Genomic DNA, 24,776 nt, shown 5'->3' on the forward strand with positions numbered 1-24,776 from the left:
AGGCCAAAATAAGCGGCCCCGAACGAACTCGGGATTGTGGAGAGCATGTGATGGTTTTCAACCAGGTCCGCCAACGCCGTTTGTCCGACGATATCGTCGAGCGGCTTGAGGGGATGATTCTTGAAGGCACCTTGACCGCCGGTGAGCGGTTGCCGGCCGAGCGGCAACTGGCCGAGCAGTTCGGGGTGTCACGCCCGTCGTTGCGCGAGGCGATCCAGAAGCTGGTAGCCAAGGGCATGCTGGTGAGTCGACAGGGCGGCGGCAATTATGTTGCCCAGTCGATGGGTTCGACGTTCAGCGACCCCTTGTTGCAATTGCTGGAGAACAATCCGGAGGTCGAACGCGACCTGCTGGAGTTTCGTCATACGCTGGAGGCGTCGTGTGCCTATTACGCCGCATTGCGTGCCACCGCGGTGGATCGCGAGCGGTTGAAGGTGGCGTTCGATGCGCTGCAGGACTGTTATGCGCGTGCCGATGAGGTGAGCCGCGCCGAGGAAGGGGCGGCGGATGCGTCGTTCCACCTGGCGATTGCCGAGGCCAGCCATAACGCGGTGCTGCTGCATACCATTCGCGGGTTGTTCGACCTGCTCAAGCGCAACGTGGTGACCAACATCGGCGGTATGTACAAGCAACGCAGCGAGACCCGCGACATGCTGATTGCGCAGCACCGGGACCTGTACCTGGCGATTGTCGAAGGGCGTGCGCAGGATGCACGGGAGGTGTCGAGCCAGCACATTCTGTATGTGCAGGAGGTGCTCGAAGAGGTGCGTCAGGAAGTGCAGCGGGTCGCGCGGGCAGAGCGGCGCAACGGGCGCTAGACAAGCGTTGCGGCTTTCGCCGGCAAGGCCGGCTCCTACAGGGTTTCGCTTGGCCTGTAGGAGCCGGCCTTGCCGGCAAAGTGGCTAGAGCAGGCGTGCCTACTCGTCGCGGCCCTTGCTGCGCACGGCGCGCTGCAACTCGCGATCGGAATCACGCTCGCGCTGGGTATCGCGCTTGTCGTATTCCTTCTTGCCCTTGCCCAGGGCAATCTCGCACTTGATCAAGTGCTTGCTCCAGTACATCGACAAGGCCACGCAGGTATAGCCCTTCTGCTGTACGCCCACGAACAGGCGCTCCAGCTCGCGGCGATTGAGCAGCAGTTTACGGGTACGGGTCGGGTCGGCGATCACGTGGGTGCTGGCTGCGGTCAGGGGGGTGATATGGCAACCCATCAGCCATGCTTCACCGTCCTTGAGCAGCACGTAGCTGTCCACAAGATGCGCCTTGCCGGCACGCAGACTTTTTACTTCCCAACCGGACAGGACCAATCCGGCCTCGAACTTGTGCTCGATGAAGTAATCGTGACGCGCTTTTTTATTCTGCGCGATGGTCCCTGTCGGATGCTTCTTTTGTTTAGCCATAGGGGCGGCATTATAGGCAGTCGTCGCGCTGTCGGCTACGGGGTAGCGGTACGCTTGAGCCGTTGGAGTGAATCCCGGACAATACGCGCTGTTTTTCCTCTTGATGCGCTATGTGGCGCCCCTCGGCATTCGCATCGTGTTTACCGCTCAGCTTTGGAAGTGACGCCTGGATGACTACCCATATTCAACGTTCGGCACTGTTGCCGTACCCCGCTCAGGCGCTGTATGACCTGGTGAATGACGTCGCCCGCTATTCGGAGTTTCTGCCGTGGTGCTCCTCCAGCACGGTGCTGGAGCAGAGCGAGACCCTGATGCGAGCGCGAGTCGAGGCGGCCAAGGGCGGCATGAGCCAGAGTTTTGTAACGCGAAATGAGTTGGTGCCAGGGCAGTCCATCGAGATGAACCTTGAGGAGGGGCCGTTCAATCAGCTGCACGGGCTGTGGACGTTCAAGGCACTCGGCGACAAGGCCTGCAAGATCAGCCTGGACCTGTCGTTCGATTACGCCGGGCCGCTGGTGCGCGCCACCCTGGGGCCGATCTTCAACCAGGCGGCCAACACCCTGGTGGATGCGTTCTGCCAGCGGGCCAAGCAACTCAATGGCTGAGCCGATGCTGCCCATCGAAGTGGTCTACGCCACCGCCGAGCAGCAGCTGTTGCTGGCGCTGGAGGTGCCAGCGGGTACGTCGGTGAGCGAGGCGGTTCGCTTGTCGGGCATCGCCGGGCAGTTGCCGGGCGTGTCGATCGGGGATTGCCCGATGGGTATCTTTGGCAAGGTGGTTGCGTCGCAGCATCCGGTCGAGGCGGGTGATCGGATCGAGCTCTATCGGCCGCTGCTGATCGACCCCAAGGAGGTGCGCAAACAGCGCGCGGCCAAGGTAGCCAGGGTGTTCAAGAAGGCCAAGCGGTGAAACGCCGCGCATGAAAAAGCCCGGAATGATCCGGGCTTTTTATTGCCTGCGCCTTGCTTACTGCGGCGAGGTGTCCAGCGGTTCCGGCACTGGAACCGGGATGACTTCGATGGTATCGACGTCGCGCTGGATCGTGTCTTCCAGCGAGCCAGGCTTGGCGGGGGCTTCCTGCTTGGCAGGTGTCTCGCCTTCGGCAGGGCTGACAGTGGTGCCCGCTGCGCCGCCAAGGATTTCCTGATCGCGGCTCACACCCGGCATGAAGTCACCCGACAGGCTGGCGAGCTGGTCGTTCTCGTTGAAGAACACGCTCATCCGTTCCTGCTGGCGCTCGCCCCCACCTGGTTGCAGACTGTACAGGTAGTCCCAACGGTTGGTGTGGAAGGTGTCCTGGATCAGAGGGTTGCCCATGATAAACCGTACTTGCCGGCGGGTCATTCCCGGCCGCAATTGGTCTATCATGTCCTGCGTGACGACATTGCCCTGCTGGATGTCGATTTTGTAAACCCCGGGGAACGAGCAACCGGCGAGTGCGAGCAGTCCCACAAAGGTGAGGCTGGTTAGCAAGAGCTTGGTGTTTTGCATCGGTGGGCGACTTCCACTATCTTGGCTGGACAACGTAAACCCCGATCATACCCGTATTCAGAGAAGCTGCGAAGCAGCATCGGCGAGAAAGCTGACCATGGTTGAAAATAGCGAATTACGCAAAGCCGGTCTCAAGGTGACCCTGCCTCGAGTCAAGATTCTACAGATGCTCGACTCCACCGAGCAGCGCCACATGAGTGCTGAAGACGTCTACAAGGCGTTGATGGAGGCAGGCGAGGACGTCGGTCTGGCCACGGTTTACCGTGTTCTGACCCAGTTCGAGGCGGCAGGTCTTGTCGTTCGTCACAACTTCGACGGCGGTCATGCAGTGTTTGAACTGGCCGACGGCGGCCACCACGACCATATGGTCAACGTGGAGTCTGGCGAAGTCATCGAGTTCTTCGATGCCGAAATTGAAAAGCGCCAGAAGGAAATCGTGCTGGAGCACGGCTACGAGTTGGTAGATCACAATCTCGTGCTGTACGTGCGCAAGAAAAAGTAAGCACTTTGCTTTGAATTGCACGGCATTGAAGGCGACCCTGGGGTCGCCTTCGTGCTTTGTGGGGGCTGTAATGTTGTACGCCGGCAAGGCCGGCTCCTGCGGGGGCACTCAGGCTTTGCTGGTGACGACCATCTTTCTGGCATGCGCCAGCGATTCCTTGGTCAGGTCGATGCCGCCCAGCATGCGCGCCACTTCTTCGACCCGCTCACGTTTGCCCAGGCTCGCCACCGCCGTATGGGTCGCATCGCTGTTGCGCACCTTGTGCACGAACAGGTGATGGTGGCCCTGCGCGGCTACCTGCGGCAGGTGGGTGACCGTCAATACCTGCCCACGCTCGCCCAGGCGACGCAACAGCTGCCCCACGATTTCCGCAGTCGGGCCGCCGATACCCACGTCGACTTCGTCGAACACCAGGGTCGGAATGCGCGAGGTCTGAGCGGTAATGACCTGGATTGCCAGGCTGATCCGTGACAATTCACCCCCGGAAGCCACCTTGGCCAGTGCCTTGAGCGGCTGGCCGGGGTTGGCGCTGACCAGCAGTTCGACCTGCTCCAGGCCCTGGGGCAACAAGTCTTCGCCACTGTTGGGGCGAAGTTCGATGCTGAAGCGTCCGCCAGGCATGCCCAGGCGCTGAATCTCAAGCTCCACCGCGCCAGCCAGCTGGGTCGCGGCCTGCTGGCGCAGGCGGCTCAGCTCCGAGGCCTTTTCCTGGTAGTGGCGGGCATAGGCGGCAAGTTCGTCACCCAGTCGGGCAATGGACTCGTCGTTGGCGTTGAGGCCTTCGAGCTCCTCCATCAGTCGTTGCTGCAGGTCGGCCAGCTCGCTGGGGTGCACGCGGTGTTTGCGCGCCAGGGTGTACAGGGCGTCGAGACGTTCTTCCAGCTGCTGCAGCCGCGCGGGGTCGGCGTCGAAATGGTCGAGAAAGCGGTTGAGCTCGCCCACTGCTTCTTCCACCTGAATCTGCGCACTGGCGATCATGTTGGCCGCCTCGGCCAGCGCCTTGGGGGCATTCTGTACGGCGGTCAGGCGATTGAGGCTGACGGTCAGCGCACTGAGCACATTGCCCGAGTCGCTCTCGCTGCAATGGTCGATGACCTGGCGGCAGATACCGAACAGGGCCTCTGCATTGGTCAGGTTCTTGTGTTCCTGTTCCAGCAGCTCAAGTTCGTTTTCGCCCAGGTTGAGGTTTTCCAGCTCTTCGAGTTGATAGCTGAGCAACTGGTGCTGCGCGCGCTGTTCGTCCCCGGAGTTGCTCAGCCGCTCGAGCTCCTGGCGGGTCTGCCGCCAGCGCTGCGCCGCCAGCTGCACCTGGCGTGCAAGGTCGGTGGCGCCGGCGTATTCGTCGAGCAGGCGACGATGGGTGTCGGTCTTCAGCAGCGACTGGTGTTCGTGCTGGCTGTGGATGTCGATCAGCAGCTCGCCCAGGGCCTTGAGGTCGCCCAGCGGGCAAGGCGTGCCGTTTATATAGCCGCGGCTGCGGCCTTCGGCGGTGATCACCCGGCGTAGTATGCACGGGCCGTCGGTGTCCAGGTCGCGCTCGGCCAGCCAGGCGCGGGCCTCGGGAATTTCGCCCAGGTCGAAGGTGGCCAGGATGTCGGCCTTGTCTGCCCCGGGGCGCACCACGCCGCTGTCGGCGCGATCACCCAGGGTGAGGCCGAGGGCATCGAGCATGATCGATTTGCCGGCCCCGGTTTCACCGGTGATGACGCTCATCCCGCGGGCGAGTTCGAGGTCCAGGTGTTCGACGATGGCGTAGTTGTGTACGGAAAGATGCACCAGCATTGGGGCGGCTCCCAGGCGTAAGGTCTGGTTATTTATACAGTGTTTTGAAATCGCCTGACAATGCTTGTGCTTAGTTTGATTCGGTTGCTCGGTAAGGGTTTTGATCGCAAGGGGTTATGAGGGTAATGCTGCTGACTGTTCATCAGCCCTTGAAGCTGCATTTTCAGACCCCATATAGCCGGCAGATGTGCGAGTAAGTTCGCTGACGAAATTGCAAAGGAGAGATTTTATGGCTGACGAACAGACGCTGGATGAACAGAATCTGAACGCCGAGGCGGCCGGCGATGAGCTGAGCACGCGCGTGCAGGTGCTCGAAGAGCAACTGGCGGCGGCCCAGGATCAATCCCTGCGCACCGCCGCAGACCTTCAGAACGTGCGCCGTCGCGCCGAGCAGGATGTCGAGAAGGCGCATAAGTTCGCCCTTGAGAAATTCGCTGGTGACCTGTTGCCGGTGATCGACAGCCTTGAGCGCGGCCTGGAGCTGTCCAGCGCCGAAGACGAGAGCATCCGCCCGATGCGTGAAGGCATCGAGCTGACCCTGAAGATGTTCCACGACACCCTCAAGCGCTACAACCTCGAGGCGATCGACCCGCACGGCGAACCGTTCAACGCCGAACTGCACCAGGCCATGGCCATGCAGGAGAGTGCGGACGTCGAGCCCAACAGCGTGCTCAAGGTGTTCCAGAAGGGCTACCAGCTCAATGGGCGTCTGCTGCGCCCGGCCATGGTCGTGGTCAGCAAGGCTCCGGCTCCGGTTTCGCCCTCGATTGACGAGAAGGCTTGAAATTAGCCTGGCGGCCCCCATTTAAGTGTCAAGCGTTTAAGTGCTACCGCAGTTGGCAACCACCGCTGCGGCAACCAAATCCAAAGTTTCGGGAGAGTTAACATGGGCAAAATTATCGGTATCGACCTGGGGACCACCAACTCCTGTGTCTCCATTCTGGAAAACGGCAACGTCAAGGTCATCGAGAACGCCGAAGGCGCTCGTACCACCCCTTCGATCATTGCCTACGCCAATGACGGCGAGATCCTGGTCGGCCAGTCGGCCAAGCGTCAGGCGGTGACCAACCCGCACAACACCCTGTACGCGGTAAAGCGTCTGATCGGCCGTCGTTTTGACGAAGAAGTCGTTCAGAAAGACATCCAGATGGTCCCTTACAAGATCGTCAAGGCTGACAACAACGACGCCTGGGTGGAAGTGAACGGCCAGAAGATGGCTCCGCCTCAGATCTCGGCTGAAATTCTGAAAAAGATGAAGAAAACCGCCGAAGACTATCTCGGCGAGGCAGTGACCGAAGCGGTCATCACCGTACCTGCCTACTTCAACGACAGCCAGCGTCAGGCTACCAAGGACGCCGGTCGCATTGCCGGTCTGGACGTCAAGCGCATCATCAACGAACCGACCGCAGCCGCACTGGCCTACGGTATGGACAAGGCCAAGGGTGATCACACCGTGATCGTCTACGACCTGGGTGGCGGTACCTTCGACGTGTCGGTGATCGAGATCGCTGAAGTCGACGGCGAGCACCAGTTCGAAGTACTGGCTACCAACGGCGACACCTTCCTGGGTGGTGAAGACTTCGACATTCGTCTGATCGACTACCTCGTCGACGAATTCAAGAAAGAAAGCGGCATGAACCTCAAGGGTGACCCGCTGGCCATGCAGCGCCTGAAAGAAGCTGCCGAAAAAGCCAAGATCGAGCTGTCCTCGAGCCAGCAGACCGACGTGAACCTGCCGTACATCACTGCAGACGCCACCGGTCCTAAGCACCTGAACGTGAAGATTTCCCGCGCCAAGCTGGAATCGCTGGTCGAAGACCTGGTTCAGCGCACCATCGAGCCATGCCGCATCGCGCTGAAAGACGCCGGTATCGACGTGAGCAAGATCAACGACGTGATCCTGGTCGGCGGTCAGACCCGCATGCCACTGGTGCAGAAGCTGGTGACCGACTTCTTCGGCAAGGAAGCACGCAAGGACGTGAACCCTGACGAAGCTGTCGCCATGGGTGCTGCCATTCAGGGCGCCGTACTGGCTGGTGACGTGAAAGACGTGCTGCTGCTGGACGTCAGCCCGCTGACCCTGGGTATCGAAACCATGGGTGGCGTGATGACTGCGCTGATCGAGAAGAACACCACCATCCCGACCAAGAAGTCGCAGGTGTTCTCGACGGCCGACGACAACCAGGGCGCCGTGACCATTCACGTGCTGCAGGGCGAGCGCAAGCAAGCCGCGCAGAACAAGTCGCTGGGTAAATTCGACCTGGCCGAGATTCCGCCAGCGCCACGTGGCGTACCGCAAATCGAAGTGACCTTCGATATCGACGCCAACGGCATCCTGCACGTAGGTGCCAAGGACAAGGCGACCGGCAAGCAGCAGTCGATCGTGATCAAGGCCAACTCGGGTCTTTCCGAGGAAGAGATTCAGCAGATGGTGCGTGACGCTGAAGTCAACGCCGAGGAAGACCGCAAGTTCGAAGAACTGGCCGCTGCCCGCAACCAGGGTGACGCGCTGGTTCACTCGACCCGCAAGATGGTCGCCGACGCCGGTGACAAGGTAACCGCGGACGAGAAGGCTGCTATCGAAGCTGCCGTTGTCGCCCTGGAAGCCGCTGTCAAAGGCGACGACAAGGCTGCCATCGAAGCCAAGGTCGAAGAGCTGTCGAAGGTCTCCGCGCCAGTGGCTCAGAAGATGTACGCCGAGCAGGCCGAACAGCCTCAGGGCGGTGCTCAGCCAGAAGCTGAAGAGCCCAAGCACGACGACGTGGTCGACGCTGAGTTCGAAGAAGTAAAAGACAACAAGTAATAGCTACAGGTTGTCGCCCGGTTGACTGCTGTTCGGCAGTGACTGGTAGGATGTCGCCGCGCGGGGGCTTGCTCCCGCGTTGGCGTGTCTGGAATACCCGAATTTTTACAGCATTCGAGCGTGCTTGAATGCTGGCGGCACAGCGCGGTATGCGCCGAGGTATGCCGAACGTCCTCAAGAGTGCAAAGAATTATGGCAAAGCGTGACTATTACGAGGTTCTGGGAGTCGAGCGCGGCTCGAGCGAGGCCGACCTGAAGAAGGCCTATCGTCGCCTGGCGATGAAGCACCACCCGGACCGTAATCCTGATGACAAGGCCTCGGAAGAGCTGTTCAAGGAAGCCAACGAGGCTTACGAAGTGCTCTCCGATGCCAGCAAGCGTGCTGCGTATGATCAGTATGGCCATGCCGGTGTCGACCCGAGCATGGGTGGCGGCGGTGCCGGTTTCGGTGGCGCCAACTTCTCCGACATCTTCGGTGATGTGTTCAGCGACTTTTTCGGCGGTGGCCGGGGCGGTGGTCGCGGTGGCGCTCAGCGTGGCAGCGACCTGCGCTACACCCTCGAGCTGAACCTGGAGGAGGCCGTGCGCGGCACCACGGTCAACATCCGTGTGCCGACGCTGGTCAACTGCGCACCGTGCGATGGCTCGGGTGCCAAGAAGGGCTCGTCGCCTTCGACCTGCCCGACCTGCGGCGGTATTGGCCAGGTGCGCATGCAGCAGGGCTTCTTCTCGGTGCAGCAGACCTGCCCGCGCTGTCACGGCCAGGGCAAGATCATCACTGATCCGTGCGATTCGTGCCATGGCGAAGGCCGTGTCGAAGAGTACAAGACCCTCTCGGTCAAGGTGCCGGCCGGCGTCGATACCGGTGACCGCATTCGCCTGTCGGGCGAAGGCGAGGCAGGTTCCCAGGGTGGCCCGACCGGCGACCTGTACGTGGTGATCAATGTGCGCGAGCACCCGATCTTCCAGCGCGACGGCAAGCACCTGTACTGTGAAGTGCCGATCAGCTACACCGATGCGGCGCTGGGTGGCGAGCTGGAAGTGCCGACCCTCGATGGCCGGGTCAAGCTGAAGATCCCCGAGGGGACCCAGACCGGCAAGCAGTTCCGTCTGCGCGGCAAGGGCGTTGCGCCGGTGCGTGGCGGTGGCGCGGGCGACCTGATGTGCCGGGTGGCGGTAGAAACGCCGGTCAACCTGAGTCGTCGTCAGCGTGAGTTGCTCGAAGAGTTGCGTGTTTCGCTGGATGGCGACAGCTGCCATTCTCCCAAGGCCAATGGCTGGTTCGAAGGCGTGAAGCGCTTCTTCGGCGATCTGTAAGAAGGAACAGGGCATGCGACGTATAGCGGTAATGGGCGCGGCAGGGCGGATGGGCAAGACCCTGATCGAGGCAGTGCAGCAGACGCCGGGGGCGGGCCTGACCGCCGCCGTGCATCGTCCGGACAGTACGCTGGTCGGGGCCGACGCCGGCGAGCTGGCGGCGCTGGGGCGTATTGGTGTGCCGCTGTCGGGTGATCTGGATCGGGTGGTCGACGAGTTCGATGTGCTGATCGACTTCACCCATCCTTCGGTGACCTTGAAGAACCTGGCGTTCTGCCGCAAGGCGGGCAAGGCGATGGTCATCGGCACCACCGGTTTCAGTGTTGAAGAGAAGCAACTGCTGGCCGAGGCGGGCAAGGACATCCCTATCGTGTTTGCCGCCAACTTCAGCGTTGGCGTCAACCTCAGCCTGAAGCTGCTGGACATGGCGGCGCGTGTGCTGGGCGACGATGTGGACATCGAGATCATCGAGGCCCATCACCGTCACAAGGTGGATGCGCCGTCGGGTACCGCGCTGCGCATGGGCGAGGTGGTGGCCAATGCACTTGGCCGTGACCTGCAGGAAGTGGCCGTGTATGGCCGGGAAGGCCAGACTGGCGCGCGGGACCGCAAGACCATCGGCTTTGCCACCGTGCGTGCCGGTGACGTGGTAGGTGACCATACCGTGCTGTTCGCCGCTGACGGCGAGCGCCTGGAGATCACCCACAAGGCCTCCAGCCGCATGACCTTCGCCAAGGGTGCGGTACGTGCCGCGCTGTGGCTGGATGGGCGTGCGCCGGGCCTGTACGACATGCAGGACGTGCTCGACCTGCGTTGATCGCTGCACCAGGGGCTGCCATGCGGCCCCTTCGCCGGCCTCCCTGGCCGAGCGTTTGAAACAAGCGACTTTCTGTCGCATTCCCATGCCTTTCAGGCACATCAGTGGTAGACCGAAAAAGCCTTTTTCTGTAAGCTACAGCTTTAGTGTGTCCACTAAAAGCGCGCAGATAATTCGACGAAGAAAGCGGGGTGACGTGTCTATACGTCATTCCGCTTTTTTGCAACCTGCGATCGCCCCTTCAGGCTTTATTTTTGGGAGGTCTTCTTGACTAAGCCAGCCATACTCGCCCTTGCCGATGGCAGCATTTTTCGCGGTGAGGCCATTGGAGCCGACGGTCAGACCGTTGGTGAGGTGGTGTTCAACACCGCAATGACCGGCTATCAGGAAATCCTGACTGACCCTTCTTACTCGCAGCAGATCGTTACCCTGACCTACCCGCACATCGGCAACACCGGCACCACGCCGGAAGACGCCGAGTCCGATCGGGTCTGGTCGGCCGGCCTGGTCATCCGTGACCTGCCGCTGATCGCCAGCAACTGGCGCAACACGATGTCGCTGTCCGATTACCTCAAGGCCAACAATGTGGTGGCCATTGCCGGTATCGACACCCGTCGCCTGACCCGCATCCTGCGTGAGAAGGGCGCGCAGAACGGCTGCATCCTGGCTGGCGACAACATTTCTGAAGAGGCGGCCATCGCAGCCGCGCGCGGCTTCCCAGGCCTGAAGGGCATGGACCTGGCCAAGGTCGTCAGCACCAAGAGCCGCTACGAGTGGCGCTCCAGCGTGTGGAACCTGAAGACCGACAGCCACCCGACCATCGACGCCGCCGAGCTGCCGTACCACGTCGTGGCCTACGACTATGGTGTCAAGCTGAACATCCTGCGCATGCTGGTAGAGCGCGGCTGCCGCGTCACCGTGGTACCGGCGCAAACCCCGGCCAGCGAAGTGCTCGCGCTCAACCCCGATGGCGTGTTCCTGTCCAACGGCCCGGGCGACCCCGAGCCTTGCGACTACGCGATCCAGGCGATCCGCGAAATCCTCGAAACCGAAGTGCCGGTGTTCGGTATCTGCCTGGGCCACCAGCTGCTGGCCCTGGCCTCCGGTGCCAAGACCGTCAAGATGGGTCATGGTCACCACGGTGCCAACCACCCGGTCCAGGACCTGGACACCGGCGTGGTGATGATCACCAGCCAGAACCACGGTTTCGCGGTAGATGAAGCGACCCTGCCAGGCAACGTGCGCGCCATCCACAAGTCGCTGTTCGACGGTACCCTGCAGGGCATCGAGCGCACCGACAAGAGCGCCTTCAGCTTCCAGGGTCACCCTGAGGCGAGCCCGGGCCCGACCGATGTCGCGCCACTGTTTGATCGTTTCATCGATGCCATGGCCAAGCGCCGCTGAGCACCCCCGGAGGCAGCCCTGAACCGGCACAGGCCGCGTTCAGGCGCTCCTCGAGTGGATTGTTCGACACAGCTTGCCCACTGACCCGCGGATTTGAGTGACAACCCATGCCAAAACGTACAGACATCAAAAGCATCCTGATTCTCGGCGCCGGCCCGATCGTGATCGGCCAGGCCTGCGAATTCGACTACTCCGGCGTCCAGGCCTGCAAGGCCCTGCGCGAGGAGGGTTTTCGCGTCATCCTGGTGAACTCCAACCCGGCCACCATCATGACCGACCCGGCCATGGCCGACGCCACCTACATCGAGCCGATCAAGTGGCAGTCGGTGGCCAAGATCATCGAGAAGGAGCGCCCTGACGCGCTGCTGCCGACCATGGGCGGCCAGACCGCGCTGAACTGCGCACTGGACCTGGAGCGCGAAGGCGTCCTGGAAAAATTCGGCGTGGAAATGATCGGTGCCAACGCCGACACCATCGACAAGGCCGAAGACCGCTCGCGTTTCGACAAGGCCATGAAGGCCATCGGCCTGGAATGCCCGCGCTCGGGTATCGCCCACAGCATGGAAGAGGCCAATGCGGTGCTCGAGAAGCTAGGCTTCCCGTGCATCATCCGCCCGTCCTTCACCATGGGCGGCACCGGTGGCGGCATCGCCTACAACCGTGAAGAATTCGAAGAAATCTGCGCCCGTGGTCTGGACCTGTCGCCAACCAAGGAACTGCTGATCGACGAATCGCTGATCGGCTGGAAAGAGTACGAGATGGAAGTGGTCCGCGACAAAAAGGACAACTGCATCATCGTCTGCTCCATCGAGAACTTCGACCCGATGGGCGTGCACACCGGTGACTCGATCACCGTCGCACCGGCACAGACCCTGACCGACAAGGAATACCAGATCATGCGCAACGCCTCGCTGGCGGTGCTGCGTGAAATCGGTGTCGAAACCGGCGGCTCCAACGTGCAGTTCGGTATCTGCCCGGACACTGGCCGCATGGTCGTGATCGAGATGAACCCGCGGGTTTCGCGTTCCTCGGCCCTGGCCTCGAAAGCCACCGGCTTCCCGATCGCCAAGATCGCCGCCAAGCTGGCTGTTGGCTACACCCTCGACGAACTGCAGAACGACATCACCGGTGGTCGCACGCCGGCCTCGTTCGAACCTTCGATCGACTACGTCGTCACCAAGCTGCCACGCTTTGCCTTCGAAAAATTCCCGAAAGCCGATGCCCGCCTGACCACCCAGATGAAATCCGTGGGTGAAGTCATGGCCATCGGCCGCACCTTCCAGGAGTCGCTGCAGAAGGCCCTGCGCGGCCTGGAAGTCGGCGTATGCGGCCTGGACCCGAAAGTCGACCTGGCCAGCCCGGAAGCTGCCAGCATCCTCAAGCGCGAGCTGACCGTGCCGGGCGCCGAGCGTATCTGGTATGTGGCCGACGCCATGCGTTCGGGCATGAGCGTGGATGAAATCTTCGCCCTGACCATGATCGACCGCTGGTTCCTGGTGCAGATGGAAGACCTGATCAAGGAAGAAGAGAAGGTCAAGACCCTGGGCCTGGCCGATATCGACAAGGCACTGATGCTGCGCCTCAAGCGCAAGGGCTTCTCTGACCAGCGCCTGGCCAAGCTGCTGGGCATCACCGACAAGAACCTGCGTCGTCACCGCCACAAGCTCGAGATCTTCCCGGTCTACAAGCGCGTCGATACCTGCGCTGCCGAGTTCGCCACCGACACCGCCTATCTGTACTCCACCTACGAGGAAGAGTGCGAGGCCAACCCGTCGACCCGCGACAAGATCATGATCCTGGGTGGCGGCCCCAACCGTATCGGCCAGGGCATCGAGTTCGACTACTGCTGCGTCCATGCGGCACTGGCACTGCGTGAAGACGGCTACGAGACCATCATGGTCAACTGCAACCCGGAGACCGTCTCCACCGATTACGATACCTCCGACCGCCTGTACTTCGAGCCGCTGACCCTGGAAGACGTGCTGGAAGTGGTGCGTGTCGAGAAGCCGAAAGGCGTCATCGTGCACTACGGCGGCCAGACTCCGCTGAAACTGGCCCGTGCCCTGGAAGAAGCCGGCGTACCGATCATCGGTACCAGCCCGGACTCCATCGACCGTGCCGAAGACCGTGAGCGCTTCCAGCAGATGGTTCAGCGCCTGAACCTGCTGCAGCCGCCAAACGCCACCGTGCGCAGCGAAGACGAAGCGATTCGTGCCGCCGGCGTCATCGGTTACCCGCTGGTGGTGCGCCCGTCCTACGTACTGGGCGGCCGTGCGATGGAGATTGTCTACGAACTGGACGAACTCAAGCGCTACCTGCGTGAAGCGGTGCAGGTGTCCAATGACAGCCCTGTGCTGCTGGACCACTTCCTCAACTGCGCCATCGAGATGGACGTGGATGCGGTCTGCGACGGCACCGACGTGGTGATCGGCGCGATCATGCAGCACATCGAGCAGGCCGGTGTTCACTCCGGTGACTCGGCATGCTCGCTGCCGCCGTACTCGCTGCCTGCCCACGTGCAGGACGAAGTGCGCGACCAGGTCAAGAAGATGGCACTGGAGCTGGGCGTTGTCGGCCTGATGAACGTGCAGCTGGCGCTGCAGGGCGACAAGATCTACGTGATCGAGGTCAACCCGCGTGCTTCGCGTACCGTGCCGTTCGTGTCCAAGTGCATCGGCACCTCGCTGGCGATGATTGCGGCTCGCGTCATGGCCGGCAAGACCCTGAAAGAGATCGGTTTCACCCAGGAAATCATTCCGAACTTCTACAGCGTGAAGGAAGCGGTGTTCCCGTTCGCGAAGTTCCCGGGCGTCGATCCGATCCTCGGCCCTGAAATGAAGTCCACCGGTGAAGTCATGGGTGTCGGCGACACCTTCGGCGAAGCCTTCGCCAAGGCCCAGATGGGCGCCAGCGAAGTGCTGCCGACCGGCGGCACCGCGTTCATCAGCGTGCGTGACGACGACAAGCCGCAGGTGGCTGGCGTTGCCCGCGACCTGATCAACCTGGGCTTCGAAGTGGTTGCCACGGCCGGTACCGCCAAGATCATCGAGGCGGCAGGCCTGAAAGTGCGTCGCGTGAACAAGGTGACCGAAGGTCGTCCGCACGTGGTCGACATGATCAAGAACGACGAAGTGTCGCTGATCATCAACACCACCGAAGGTCGCCAGTCGATTGCCGACTCCTACTCGATTCGTCGCAATGCGTTGCAGCACAAGATCTACTGCACCACGACCATTGCGGCCGGTGAAGCCATCTGCGAAGCGCTGAAGTTCGGTCCGGAAAAAACCGTACGTCGCTTGCAGGATCTGCATGCAGGACTCAAAGCATGAGTATTACCAAATACCCGATGACCGTTCAGGGCGCTCGCGCCCTGGAGGAAGAGCATCTCTTTTTGAGCAAGACCGAACGCCCGCGCCTGAGCCAGGCGATTGGCGAAGCCCGTGAGCTGGGCGATCTCAAGGAAAACGCCGAGTACCACGCTGCCCGTGAAGAACAGGGCATGGTCGAGGCGCGTATCCGCGATATCGAAGGCCGCCTGCAGAACGCGGTAGTGATCGACGTTACCACCATTGCCCACACGGGCAAGGTGATCTTCGGCACCACCGTGGACCTTGAAAACACCGAAACCGGCGATCAGGTGACCTACCAGATCGTTGGTGAGGACGAGGCGGACGTCAAGAACGGCAAGCTCTCGGTCGGTGCTCCGATCGCCCGCGCCATCATCGGCAAGGAAGAGGGTGACACTGTGGTGATCAAGACGCCGAGCGGCACAGTCGAGTACGAGATTGTCGAAGTCCGTCACATTTGATCGCCCGCGCGGCTTTGCCGCGTCGGCAGTGATCTGGCAGCTGGCCCAGGTGCTCTGGGTCGGCGGCGTGTGGATGCTGCATTTTGCGGTACTGCCGGTGCTGGGCCAGATTGGCCTGGCGCCGCTGTTGATCGAAGATTTTGGCGTGCTGGCCGCGTCGCTGCTGGTCGCCTTTGCGGCGGCGGGCTGCGGCGTGCAGGTGCTGGTGCTGATTCAGGCCGAAGGGATGGCCAGCCTGTGGCGAGACATGCGTGGGCAACTGCTGCTGATGGCAGTGGCGGCGTGCGTGATGTATTTCGTCTTGCGGGTTGGCGGGGCGGGGCAGTTGCGTTGGCAGCTGTTCTGCTACCTGGTGCTGGGCCTCAGCGGTTTGCTGCTGGTGCTGCAGCCGCCGCCGGGCAGGGCGCGCAAGGCGCGCCACTGAACGGCGCGAACATCACTTGTAGCGGTGGATGTTCGACAGTTGCTTGTTGGGCTGCGGGTTGCGGCGATAGATCAGTGCCTTCTTGCCGATGGTCTGCACCAGTTCGGCGCGACCGGCCTTGCACAGTGCGGCAATGGCGGCGGCACGTTCTTCGCGGTCTTCCGAGCGGATCTCTACCTTGATCAGTTCGTGATCGGCCAGGGCGCGCTCGAGTTCGGCGATAACCCCTTCAGTCAGGCCGTTGCCTGCCACAATCAGAACTGGTTTCAGATCGTGGCCAATGGATTTGTACTGTTTCTTCTGCTCGTTATTGAGCGGCATAATCTGACCCTTTGTCTAGATTCTGTAAAAATGGCGGCCATTTTACCCGAGGGCCCGTGGATCCGCCCAGTTAATCACGACCCTTATCATCGAGGTGCCCAGTGGCGCGTTCCAAGACAAGCCTTGGCTGGCTGAAAGAACACTTCAACGATCCTTACGTCAAAAAGGCGCAAAAGGACGGATATCGCTCGCGCGCGAGCTACAAATTGCTCGAAATCCAGGAAAAGTACCGTTTGATCCGCCCGGGCATGAGCGTGATCGATCTGGGCGCGGCGCCCGGTGGCTGGTCGCAGGTGACCAGTCGTCTGATTGGCGGTCAGGGGCGTCTGATTGCCTCGGACATCCTCGAAATGGACAGTATTCCCGACGTTACCTTCATCCAGGGCGACTTTACCCAGGATGAAGTGCTGGCGCAGATTCTCGAGGCGGTCGGTAATTCGCACGTAGACCTTGTGATTTCCGATATGGCCCCCAATATGAGTGGTACGCCCGCTGTGGATATGCCCAAGGCCATGTTCCTGTGCGAGCTGGCCCTTGATCTGGCGACCCGGGTACTCAAGCCGGGTGGCGATTTTCTGATCAAGATCTTTCAGGGCGAGGGGTTTGACGTCTACCTCAAGGACGCCCGCAAGAAATTCGACAAGGTGCAGATGCTCAAGCCCGATTCTTCACGCGATCGCTCCCGCGAGCAGTACATGCTGGGGCGTGGCTACAAGGGCGAGTAGGGCTTCAGGCCGGCAGCTTCCAGGGTATCCGATAGCTATTTCCAATCGGATGTCCTGCCTGACCTGGATGAACATCGTGTAGTCTAGGTTTCACAAAGGGTTACAGACGGCGCCTGCAGACATGTAGGTAATGTAGTAAGTTAAGCCGGTGATTATCATGCGAGGCACGGCTGCGCCTAAGGCCTGCCTCAGAGGGTAGCTAATTGAACGACATGGCAAAGAATCTGATCCTGTGGTTGATCATCGCCGCGGTCCTGGTGACCGTGATGAACAACTTCTCCAGCCCGAACGAGCCGCAGACCCTCAACTATTCCGACTTCATTCAGCAGGTCAAGGATGGCAAGGTCGAGCGTGTGACGGTCGACGGTGCAGTCATCATTGGTAAGCGTACCGACGGCGACAGCTTCAAGACCGTGCGTCCCGCGATCGCCGACAACGGCCTGATCGGCGACCTGGTCGACAACCACGTCGTGGTCGAAGGCAAGCAGCCTGAACAACAAAGCATCTGGACCCAGTTGCTGGTCGCCAGCTTCCCGATCCTGGTCATCATCGCCGTGTTCATGTTCTTCATGCGCCAGATGCAGGGCGGTGCCGGTGGCAAGGGTGGGCCGATGAGTTTCGGCAAGAGCAAGGCGCGCCTGCTCTCCGAAGACCAGGTCAAGACCACCCTGGCCGACGTCGCAGGTTGCGATGAAGCCAAGGAAGAGGTTGGCGAGCTGGTCGAGTTCCTGCGTGATCCAGGCAAGTTCCAGCGCCTGGGCGGTCGTATTCCGCGCGGCGTGCTGATGGTCGGCCCGCCCGGTACCGGTAAGACCCTGCTGGCCAAGGCCATTGCGGGTGAGGCCAAGGTGCCGTTCTTCACCATTTCCGGTTCCGACTTCGTTGAAATGTTCGTGGGTGTCGGTGCCAGCCGTGTACGTGACATGTTCGAGCAGGCCAAGAAGCACGCACCGTGCATCATCTTCATCGACGAAATCGACGCCGTCGGTCGCCACCGTGGCGCCGGCATGGGCGGTGGTCATGACGAGCGCGAGCAGACCCTCAACCAGTTGCTGGTGGAGATGGACGGCTTCGAAATGAACGACGGCATCATCGTGATCGCCGCTACCAACCGTCCGGACGTGCTTGATCCTGCGTTGCTGCGTCCAGGCCGTTTCGACCGCCAAGTGGTCGTTGGCCTGCCCGACATCCGTGGTCGCGAGCAGATTCTCAAGGTGCACATGCGCAAGACGCCGATCGGCGACAACGTGAACCCTGCCGTAATCGCTCGTGGTACGCCCGGCTTCTCCGGTGCCGACCTGGCCAACCTGGTCAACGAGGCGTCGCTGTTCGCTGCGCGCGGCGGCAAGCGTGTGGTCGAGATGAAGGAGTTCGAGCTGGCCAAGGACAAGATCATGATGGGCGCCGAGCGCAAGTCGATGGTCATGTCCGAGAAAGAGAAGCAGAACACCGCTTACCACGAGGCGGGTCATGCCATCGTCGGTCGCGTGGTGCCCGAGCACGACCCGGTGTACAAGGTCTCGATCATTCCGCGCGGTCGCGCTCTGGGCGTCACGATGTTCCTGCCGGAAGAGGACCGCTACAGCCTGTCCAAGCGTGCGCTGATCAGTCAGATCTGCTCGTTGTACGGTGGTCGTATCGCCGAGGAAATGACCCTTGGCTTCGATGGCGTTACCACGGGTGCCTCCAACGACATCATGCGAGCCAGCCAGATCGCTCGCAACATGGTCACCAAGTGGGGCTTGTCGGAAAAACTCGGCCCGCTGATGTACGCCGAAGAAGAAGGCGAAGTGTTCCTGGGCCGCAGTGCCGGTTCCCAGCACGCCAGCGTTTCGGGCGAGACGGCCAAGTTGATCGACTCCGAGGTGCGCAGCATCATCGACCAGTGCTATGCCACTGCCAAGCAGATCCTCACCGAAAACCGTGACAAGCTCGATGCCATGGCCGATGCGCTGATGAAGTACGAGACCATCGATGCCGACCAGATCGACGACATCATGGCCGGTCGCGAGCCGCGTGAGCCCCGTGACTGGGAAGGTGGTTCGGGCACTTCGGGCACCTCTGCCACGCAAGGTGATCGCCCCGAGTCCCCGATCGGTGGTCCGGCGGCGCAGCTCTAAGGGTTGACATGACTTCACAGCAGTACCCAACCCGGTTGCCTTGCGGCAACCGGGTTCTCGACCTTTCCCGTACCCATGTGATGGGTATCCTCAACATAACCCCTGATTCCTTCTCGGACGGCGGTCGCTTCACCCAGCGTGATGCGGCCTTGCGCCATGCCGAAGCGATGGTGGCGGCCGGTGCTACGCTTGTCGATGTCGGTGGGGAGTCCACCCGGCCAGGTGCACGCGTGGTCACTGCTCTCGAAGAGCTCGAGCGGGTTGCACCCATTGTCGAAGCGATCAGTCGCGAGCTGGATGTCATCATCTCGGTAGATACCTCGACGCCGGCTGTGATCCGCGAGACTGCCCGCCTGGGCGCGGGGCTGATCAACGATGTGCGCTCGCTGACCCGCGATGGCGCCCTGGATGCCGCTGCAGCCACCGGTTTGCCGGTCTGCCTTATGCACATGCGCGGCGAGCCCGGCGACATGCAGAACAACCCGCACTACGACGATGTGACCGTCGAGGTGGCGATGTTTCTCGAGCAGCGCATGGCAGCCTGTGCTTCGGTGGGTATCGGCGCCGAAAAGATTGTGCTCGATCCGGGCTTTGGTTTTGCCAAGACGCTTGCGCACAACCTCAGCCTGTTCAAGCATATGCAGGACCTTTATCGCCTGGGCCGTCCCCTCCTGGTGGGCGTTTCGCGCAAGAGCATGATCGGCCTGGCGCTGGAGCGTCCGGTCGGTGAGCGGCTTTATGGCAGCCTGGCGCTTGCTGCGCTGGCGATGACCCGGGGTGCGAGCATCCTGCGGGTTCACGATGTTGCCGAGACCGTCGACGTGGTACGGATGATTGCAGCGGTTGAAGCCGCCGAATAAGAGTGACGGAGCATTTCACTATGAGCAGAAAATATTTTGGTACCGACGGCATTCGTGGCCGTGTCGGCGAATACCCGATCACGCCGGATTTCATGCTCAAGCTCGGTTGGGCCGCAGGCATGGCCTTTCGCAAGCTCGGCGCCTGCCGGGTGCTCGTAGGCAAGGACACGCGTATCTCCGGCTACATGTTCGAGTCGGCCCTTGAGGCCGGTCTGTCTGCGGCGGGCGCAGATGTGCTGCTGCTCGGCCCGATGCCGACGCCGGCCATCGCCTACCTGACCCGCACCTTTCATGCCGAAGCCGGGATCGTCATCAGTGCGTCGCACAATCCGCATGACGACAACGGCATCAAGTTCTTCTCCGGTCAGGGCACCAAGCTGCCCGACGATGTGGAGCAGATGATCGAGGAGTTGCTCGACAAGCCCATGACCGTGGTCGAGTCGAGCAAGCTGGGCAAGGTGTCGCGCATCAACGACGCGGCCGGCCGCTACATCGAGTTCTGCAAGAGCAGCGTGCCGACCAGTACCGATTTCGCCGGCCTCAAGCTGGTGGTCGACTGCGCCCACGGCGCCACGTACAAGGTGGCCCCCAGCGTGTTTCGCGAGCTCGGCGCCGATGTCACGGTGCTGGCAGCGCAGCCGGATGGCCTCAACATCAACGAGAACTGCGGTTCGACCCATATCGAGTCGCTTCAGGCGGCGGTGCTGGTAGGGCATGCCGACCTGGGGATCGCGTTCGACGGTGACGGTGACCGGGTGCTGATGGTCGACCATACCGGCGCGATCGTCGATGGTGACGAATTACTGTTCATCATTGCCCGTGACCTCCAGGAGCGTGGCAAGCTCAATGGTGGCGTTGTGGGTACGCTGATGAGCAACCTGGGCCTCGAACTGGCCTTGCAGGAGCTCTCGATACCGTTTGTGCGTGCCAAGGTGGGTGACCGCTATGTGATGGCCGAACTGCTGGAGCGCGACTGGAACATCGGCGGCGAGAACTCCGGGCACGTGGTGTGCTTCAGTCATACCACCACAGGAGATGCGATCATCGCTGCCCTGCAGGTGCTGATGGCGCTCAAGCGTCGCGGTGAAACCCTGGCTCAGGCCCGTCAGGCGCTGCGCAAATGCCCGCAGGTGCTGATCAATGTTCGCTTTGGCGAGAGCAAGGTGGACCCTGTCGAGCACCCGGCGGTCAAACAGGCCTGCGAGCGGGTCACCGAGGCCATGGCGGGTCGTGGTCGCGTGCTGCTGCGCAAGTCCGGCACAGAGCCACTGGTGCGTGTGATGGTCGAAGGTGACGACGAAAGTCAGGTGCGCGGCTACGCCGAGGAACTGGCAAAGCTGGTAACTGAAGTTTGCGCCTGATTAGCGCTTGCCAGTGGTGATCGGGTTGGGTAACATCTGCGCCCACTTTGACCGACGAGGTACAGCATGCGTCGCCCTATGGTAGCTGGTAACTGGAAGATGCACGGTACCCGCGCCAGCGTCGCTGAGCTGATCAAGGGCTTGAGCAATCTAGCCCTGCCGAGCGGTGTTGAAGTCGCGGTATTCCCGCCCTGCCTGTACATCAATCAAGCGATTGAAGGGTTGCAGGGCAAGTCGATAGCCGTGGGTGCTCAGGATTCTGCGGTAGAGCCCCAGCAAGGCGCGCTGACCGGTGAGGTTGCTCCGAGTCAGCTGGTCGATGCGGGATGTGAGCTGGTGCTGATCGGGCACTCGGAGCGTCGCCAGATACTGGGCGAAAGCGACGAAGTGCTGAATCGCAAGTTCGCTGCGGCTCAGGCTTGCGGGTTGAAGCCTGTGCTCTGTGTAGGGGAAACCCTGGAGGAGCGCGAAGCTGGCAAGACGCTTGAGGTTGTAGGGCGTCAGTTGAGCAGCATCATCGACGCATTCGGTGTTGAGGCCTTCGCCAGTGCAATCATTGCCTATGAGCCTGTATGGGCCATCGGCACCGGCCTCACGGCCAGCCCGCAACAGGCTCAGGATGTGCACAAGGCCATTCGAGAGCAACTGGCGGCAAAGAATTCAGAGGTTGCGATGAATGTGCGGCTTCTATACGGCGGCAGCGTGAAGGCGGCCAATGCGGCTGAGCTGTTCGGCATGCCGGATATCGATGGGGGGCTCATTGGTGGAGCTTCCCTGAACGCAGACGAATTCGGTGCAATTTGTCGCGCCGCAGGAAACTGAAAAATGCTGGAAACAGTCGTAGTAGTTTTTCATCTGTTGGGCGCACTGGGTTTGGTAGTGCTGGTGTTGCTGCAACAGGGTAAAGGTGCGGAAGCAGGTGCATCTTTCGGCGCAGGGGCTTCAAATACTGTGTTCGGAAGCCAAGGTTCTGCTACCTTTCTTAGTAAGTTTACTGCTATACTTGCCGCCAGTTTCTTCATAACCGCCCTAGGGTTAGGTTACTTTGCTAAAGAGAAAGCTCATCAGCTGACTCAGGTAGGGCTTCCAGATCCAGCGGTACTTGAAGTGAAGCAGCAAAAACCGGCAACAGATGATGTACCGGTGCTCCAGGAGCAACAGGCACCCGCCAGCAACACCGGCGATGTACCTCCAGCTCAAGAGCAGAAGTAACGGGTTTCAAAGTAGTATTGCCGAGGTGGTGGAATTGGTAGACACGCAACCTTGAGGTGGTTGTGCCCATAGGGTGTAGGGGTTCGAGTCCCCTTCTCGGTACCAATTGAAACAAGACAGCCCGCTACAGCGGGCTTTCTTGTAGGTGGAGGTTAGATTGACCCCTCGCGGGGTTCGGTCGTATACTTTCGCCCCAGCTTTGACGCGGGGTGGAGCAGTCTGGTAGCTCGTCGGGCTCATAACCCGAAGGTCGTTGGTTCAAATCCAGCCCCCGCAACCAGTTTCAGCAGAGCCCCTTTTCAGGGGCTTTTTGTTAGCTGATCAGTTCTCAGCGCCGGTATTCACCCGGCGTATCAGGGATGGGCGCTTCGCCCATTTTTTATTTGCATAGCATGCACAAGGGGGTTCAGGTGTCGAGCAAGCTAGAAGAGTTGCAGGCCTTGTTGGCCCCGGTGGTCGTGGCCCTAGGCTATGAATGCTGGGGTATCGAGTTTTCGGCTCAAGGCCGCCACTCAATGTTGCGCGTTTATATCGACAAAGAAGGCGGTGTGCTGGTGGATGACTGCGCCATCGTCAGCCGTCAGATCAGCGGCATTCTGGATGTCGAAGATCCCATTTCCGTTGAATACACCCTTGAAGTTTCCTCTCCTGGCATGGAACGCCCGCTGTTCACACTTGAACAGTTTGCAAAGTATGTCGGTGAGCAGGTGAAGATTAAACTGCGCTCGCCTTTCGAAGGTCGACGTAATTTTCAGGGCCTTCTGCGCGGTGTGGAAGAGCAGGATGTCGTGGTGCAGGTAGATGACCACGAATTCCTTCTGCCGATCGACATGATCGACAAGGCCAACATTATTCCCAGTTTTGACTGAGACATGCCGGGTCCGATAGTTCGTGCGGACCCAATGGCTTGCGAAAGGCGAGGCGTACGATGAGCAAAGAAGTACTGCTGGTTGTTGAGTCGGTATCCAATGAAAAGGGTGTACCGGCAGACGTGATTTTCGAAGCATTGGAAGTGGCCCTGGCCACTGCTACCAAGAAGCGCTTCGAAGATGAAGTCGACCTGCGTGTGGAGATCAACCGCCACACCGGTAACTACGAGACCTTCCGTCGCTGGACGGTGGTCGAGGAAGAGGATCTTGACGATCCTGCGATCGAAACCTGGCCAAGCAAGATTCAGGAAACCCATCCTGAAGCCAAGGTTGGCGATGTCATCGAAGAGAAGATCGAGTCCATCGAGTTCGGCCGCATCGCTGCACAGACCGCCAAGCAGGTCATCGTGCAGAAGGTCCGCGAAGCCGAGCGCGCACAGGTGGTCGATGCCTATCGCGAGCGTCTGGGCGAAATCATCTCGGGTACTGTCAAGAAGGTTACCCGTGACAACGTGATCGTCGACCTGGGCAACAACGCCGAAGCGCTGCTGGCCCGTGAAGACATCATCTCCCGCGAGACTTTCCGTGTCGGTGTGCGTGTACGTGCGCTGCTCAAGGAAATCCGCACCGAAAACCGCGGCCCGCAGCTGATCCTGTCGCGTACCGCGCCCCAGATGCTGATCGAACTGTTCCGCATCGAAGTGCCGGAAATCGCCGAGGGCCTTATCGAGGTCATGGCGGCTTCCCGTGACCCGGGTTCTCGCGCCAAGATCGCTGTCCGCTCCAAGGACAAGCGCATCGACCCGCAAGGCGCCTGCATCGGTATGCGCGGTTCGCGCGTACAGGCAGTGTCTGGCGAGTTGGGCGGCGAGCGAGTGGATATCGTCCTGTGGGACGACAACCCGGCCCAGTTTGTCATCAACGCCATGTCGCCGGCAGAAGTCGCGGCGATCATCGTTGATGAAGATGCCCACGCGATGGACATCGCTGTAGCCGCGGACAACCTGGCGCAAGCCATTGGCCGTGGTGGTCAGAACGTACGTCTGGCCAGCCAGTTGACCGGCTGGACCCTGAACGTGATGACCGAGTCGGACATCCAGGCCAAGCAACAAGCTGAAACCGGCGACATTCTGCGTAACTTCATCGAAGAGCTGGAAGTCGACGAAGAGCTGGCGCAGGTTCTCGTTGACGAAGGTTTCACCAGCCTGGAAGAAATTGCCTACGTACCGCTGGAAGAAATGCTCAACATCGATGGCTTCGACGAGGAGATCGTCAACGAACTCCGCGCGCGTGCCAAGGACCGCCTGTTGACCAAAGCCATCGCTACTGAGGAAAAACTGGCAGACGCCCATCCGGCCGAAGACCTGCTCTCGCTTGAGGGTATGGACAAGGATCTGGCGGCGGAACTGGCGGTGCGCGGCGTGGTTACCCGCGAAGACCTGGCCGAGCAGTCGATTGATGACCTGCTCGACATCGACGGCATCGACGAAGAACGTGCCGGCAAGTTGATCATGGCCGCCCGAGCCCACTGGTTCGAGTAAGTAGGCTGGCCTGAGGAGA

General features: G+C 60.9%; 24 protein-coding genes and 2 tRNA genes. 22 read left to right on the top strand and 4 right to left on the bottom strand.

The annotated features are described in order from the left end of the window. The first annotated feature begins 50 nt into the window (after positions 1 to 50). Positions 51 to 818: a GntR family transcriptional regulator gene (locus ACPRTJ_RS14030; protein ID WP_043863840.1), complete on the top strand. Its 768-nt coding sequence runs from the start codon at positions 51 to 53 to the stop codon at positions 816 to 818. A gap of 99 nt (positions 819 to 917) precedes the next feature. On the opposite strand, the gene smpB is transcribed toward ACPRTJ_RS14030, so the two are convergent. After that, a complete protein-coding gene (gene smpB / locus ACPRTJ_RS14035) occupies positions 918 to 1,400 on the bottom strand; it encodes an SsrA-binding protein SmpB (protein ID WP_043863839.1) in 483 nt (160 codons plus the stop codon). A 170-nt stretch (positions 1,401 to 1,570) separates the two neighbouring features. Between smpB and ACPRTJ_RS14040 the strand changes: the two genes are divergently transcribed. Further along, on the top strand, positions 1,571 to 2,005 hold the full coding sequence (locus ACPRTJ_RS14040; RefSeq protein WP_043863838.1) for a type II toxin-antitoxin system RatA family toxin: 435 nt from the start codon (positions 1,571 to 1,573) through the stop codon (positions 2,003 to 2,005). Then, complete coding sequence (locus ACPRTJ_RS14045) at positions 1,998 to 2,309, top strand: RnfH family protein (RefSeq protein ID WP_078481341.1); 312 nt, start codon at positions 1,998 to 2,000, stop codon at positions 2,307 to 2,309. Before ACPRTJ_RS14040 ends, ACPRTJ_RS14045 begins: the two co-directional genes overlap by 8 nt. A 57-nt stretch (positions 2,310 to 2,366) precedes the next feature. Here ACPRTJ_RS14045 and ACPRTJ_RS14050 read toward each other — a convergent pair whose 3' ends face one another. Beyond that, positions 2,367 to 2,891, bottom strand: a complete 525-nt coding sequence (locus ACPRTJ_RS14050; RefSeq protein WP_043863836.1) for an outer membrane protein assembly factor BamE — start codon at positions 2,889 to 2,891, stop codon at positions 2,367 to 2,369. A 97-nt stretch (positions 2,892 to 2,988) separates the two neighbouring features. Between ACPRTJ_RS14050 and fur the strand changes: the two genes are divergently transcribed. After that, entirely contained in the window at positions 2,989 to 3,393 is a 405-nt protein-coding gene (gene fur, locus ACPRTJ_RS14055) for a ferric iron uptake transcriptional regulator (RefSeq protein WP_043863835.1), read from the top strand. A 108-nt stretch (positions 3,394 to 3,501) separates the two neighbouring features. On the opposite strand, the gene recN is transcribed toward fur, so the two are convergent. Beyond that, positions 3,502 to 5,175, bottom strand: a complete 1,674-nt coding sequence (gene recN / locus ACPRTJ_RS14060) for a DNA repair protein RecN (RefSeq protein ID WP_275728898.1) — start codon at positions 5,173 to 5,175, stop codon at positions 3,502 to 3,504. 229 nt (positions 5,176 to 5,404) lie between these two features. On the opposite strand from recN, the gene grpE reads away from it, so the two are divergent. From grpE to ACPRTJ_RS14100, 8 genes are all read left to right on the top strand, one after another. Next, entirely contained in the window at positions 5,405 to 5,959 is a 555-nt protein-coding gene (grpE, locus tag ACPRTJ_RS14065; protein WP_043863833.1) for a nucleotide exchange factor GrpE, read from the top strand. Between the two features lie 102 nt (positions 5,960 to 6,061). After that, positions 6,062 to 7,978 carry a molecular chaperone DnaK gene (dnaK, locus tag ACPRTJ_RS14070; protein WP_043863832.1) on the top strand — a complete coding sequence of 639 codons (1,917 nt, stop codon included), beginning with the start codon at positions 6,062 to 6,064 and terminating at the stop codon, positions 7,976 to 7,978. Between the two features lie 192 nt (positions 7,979 to 8,170). After that, a complete protein-coding gene (gene dnaJ, locus ACPRTJ_RS14075; RefSeq protein ID WP_043863831.1) occupies positions 8,171 to 9,295 on the top strand; it encodes a molecular chaperone DnaJ in 1,125 nt (374 codons plus the stop codon). 13 nt (positions 9,296 to 9,308) lie between these two features. Continuing rightward, positions 9,309 to 10,112, top strand: coding sequence for a 4-hydroxy-tetrahydrodipicolinate reductase (dapB, locus tag ACPRTJ_RS14080; RefSeq protein ID WP_058540555.1), 804 nt, complete (start codon positions 9,309 to 9,311; stop codon positions 10,110 to 10,112). Positions 10,113 to 10,379: 267 nt separating this feature from the next. Next, positions 10,380 to 11,516: a glutamine-hydrolyzing carbamoyl-phosphate synthase small subunit gene (carA, locus tag ACPRTJ_RS14085; RefSeq protein WP_043863829.1), complete on the top strand. Its 1,137-nt coding sequence runs from the start codon at positions 10,380 to 10,382 to the stop codon at positions 11,514 to 11,516. A 107-nt stretch (positions 11,517 to 11,623) separates the two neighbouring features. Next, entirely contained in the window at positions 11,624 to 14,845 is a 3,222-nt protein-coding gene (carB, locus tag ACPRTJ_RS14090) for a carbamoyl-phosphate synthase large subunit (protein ID WP_426427038.1), read from the top strand. Further along, positions 14,842 to 15,324, top strand: a complete 483-nt coding sequence (gene greA, locus ACPRTJ_RS14095) for a transcription elongation factor GreA (RefSeq protein ID WP_185061966.1) — start codon at positions 14,842 to 14,844, stop codon at positions 15,322 to 15,324. Before carB ends, greA begins: the two co-directional genes overlap by 4 nt. Positions 15,325 to 15,352: 28 nt before the next feature. Then, the gene (locus ACPRTJ_RS14100; protein WP_104571925.1) at positions 15,353 to 15,748 is read left to right on the top strand and encodes an MFS transporter; all 396 of its coding nucleotides are present in this window, start codon (positions 15,353 to 15,355) and stop codon (positions 15,746 to 15,748) included. A gap of 12 nt (positions 15,749 to 15,760) precedes the next feature. On the opposite strand, the gene yhbY is transcribed toward ACPRTJ_RS14100, so the two are convergent. Beyond that, positions 15,761 to 16,069: a ribosome assembly RNA-binding protein YhbY gene (gene yhbY / locus ACPRTJ_RS14105; protein WP_038606752.1), complete on the bottom strand. Its 309-nt coding sequence runs from the start codon at positions 16,067 to 16,069 to the stop codon at positions 15,761 to 15,763. A gap of 101 nt (positions 16,070 to 16,170) precedes the next feature. Here yhbY and rlmE point away from each other — a divergent pair, with 101 nt between their 5' ends. The 10 genes from rlmE (at position 16,171) to nusA (ending at position 24,757) form a co-directional block, all read left to right on the top strand. Beyond that, positions 16,171 to 16,794 (top strand): 23S rRNA (uridine(2552)-2'-O)-methyltransferase RlmE, encoded by a 624-nt coding sequence (gene rlmE, locus ACPRTJ_RS14110; protein ID WP_043863826.1) that lies wholly within the window; start codon positions 16,171 to 16,173, stop codon positions 16,792 to 16,794. Between the two features lie 212 nt (positions 16,795 to 17,006). After that, positions 17,007 to 18,914, top strand: a complete 1,908-nt coding sequence (gene ftsH, locus ACPRTJ_RS14115) for an ATP-dependent zinc metalloprotease FtsH (RefSeq protein ID WP_043863825.1) — start codon at positions 17,007 to 17,009, stop codon at positions 18,912 to 18,914. A gap of 8 nt (positions 18,915 to 18,922) precedes the next feature. Beyond that, positions 18,923 to 19,774, top strand: coding sequence for a dihydropteroate synthase (folP, locus tag ACPRTJ_RS14120; protein WP_043863824.1), 852 nt, complete (start codon positions 18,923 to 18,925; stop codon positions 19,772 to 19,774). 20 nt (positions 19,775 to 19,794) lie between these two features. Beyond that, positions 19,795 to 21,135, top strand: a complete 1,341-nt coding sequence (glmM, locus tag ACPRTJ_RS14125) for a phosphoglucosamine mutase (protein ID WP_054916542.1) — start codon at positions 19,795 to 19,797, stop codon at positions 21,133 to 21,135. Positions 21,136 to 21,201: 66 nt separating this feature from the next. Then, positions 21,202 to 21,957: a triose-phosphate isomerase gene (gene tpiA, locus ACPRTJ_RS14130; protein WP_043863822.1), complete on the top strand. Its 756-nt coding sequence runs from the start codon at positions 21,202 to 21,204 to the stop codon at positions 21,955 to 21,957. Positions 21,958 to 21,960: 3 nt separating this feature from the next. Beyond that, complete coding sequence (secG, locus tag ACPRTJ_RS14135) at positions 21,961 to 22,347, top strand: preprotein translocase subunit SecG (protein ID WP_078481335.1); 387 nt, start codon at positions 21,961 to 21,963, stop codon at positions 22,345 to 22,347. 19 nt (positions 22,348 to 22,366) lie between these two features. Next, positions 22,367 to 22,452, top strand: a tRNA-Leu gene (locus ACPRTJ_RS14140). A 98-nt stretch (positions 22,453 to 22,550) separates the two neighbouring features. Further along, a tRNA-Met gene (locus ACPRTJ_RS14145) sits at positions 22,551 to 22,627 on the top strand. A gap of 130 nt (positions 22,628 to 22,757) precedes the next feature. Next, the gene (gene rimP / locus ACPRTJ_RS14150) at positions 22,758 to 23,216 is read left to right on the top strand and encodes a ribosome maturation factor RimP (RefSeq protein ID WP_043863937.1); all 459 of its coding nucleotides are present in this window, start codon (positions 22,758 to 22,760) and stop codon (positions 23,214 to 23,216) included. Positions 23,217 to 23,275: 59 nt separating this feature from the next. Beyond that, entirely contained in the window at positions 23,276 to 24,757 is a 1,482-nt protein-coding gene (nusA, locus tag ACPRTJ_RS14155) for a transcription termination factor NusA (protein ID WP_043863821.1), read from the top strand. The last annotated feature ends 19 nt before the right edge of the window (positions 24,758 to 24,776 follow it).

This window comes from Pseudomonas palmensis (assembly GCF_049942755.1).
Classification (GTDB): Bacteria; Pseudomonadota; Gammaproteobacteria; order Pseudomonadales; family Pseudomonadaceae; genus Aquipseudomonas; species Aquipseudomonas palmensis.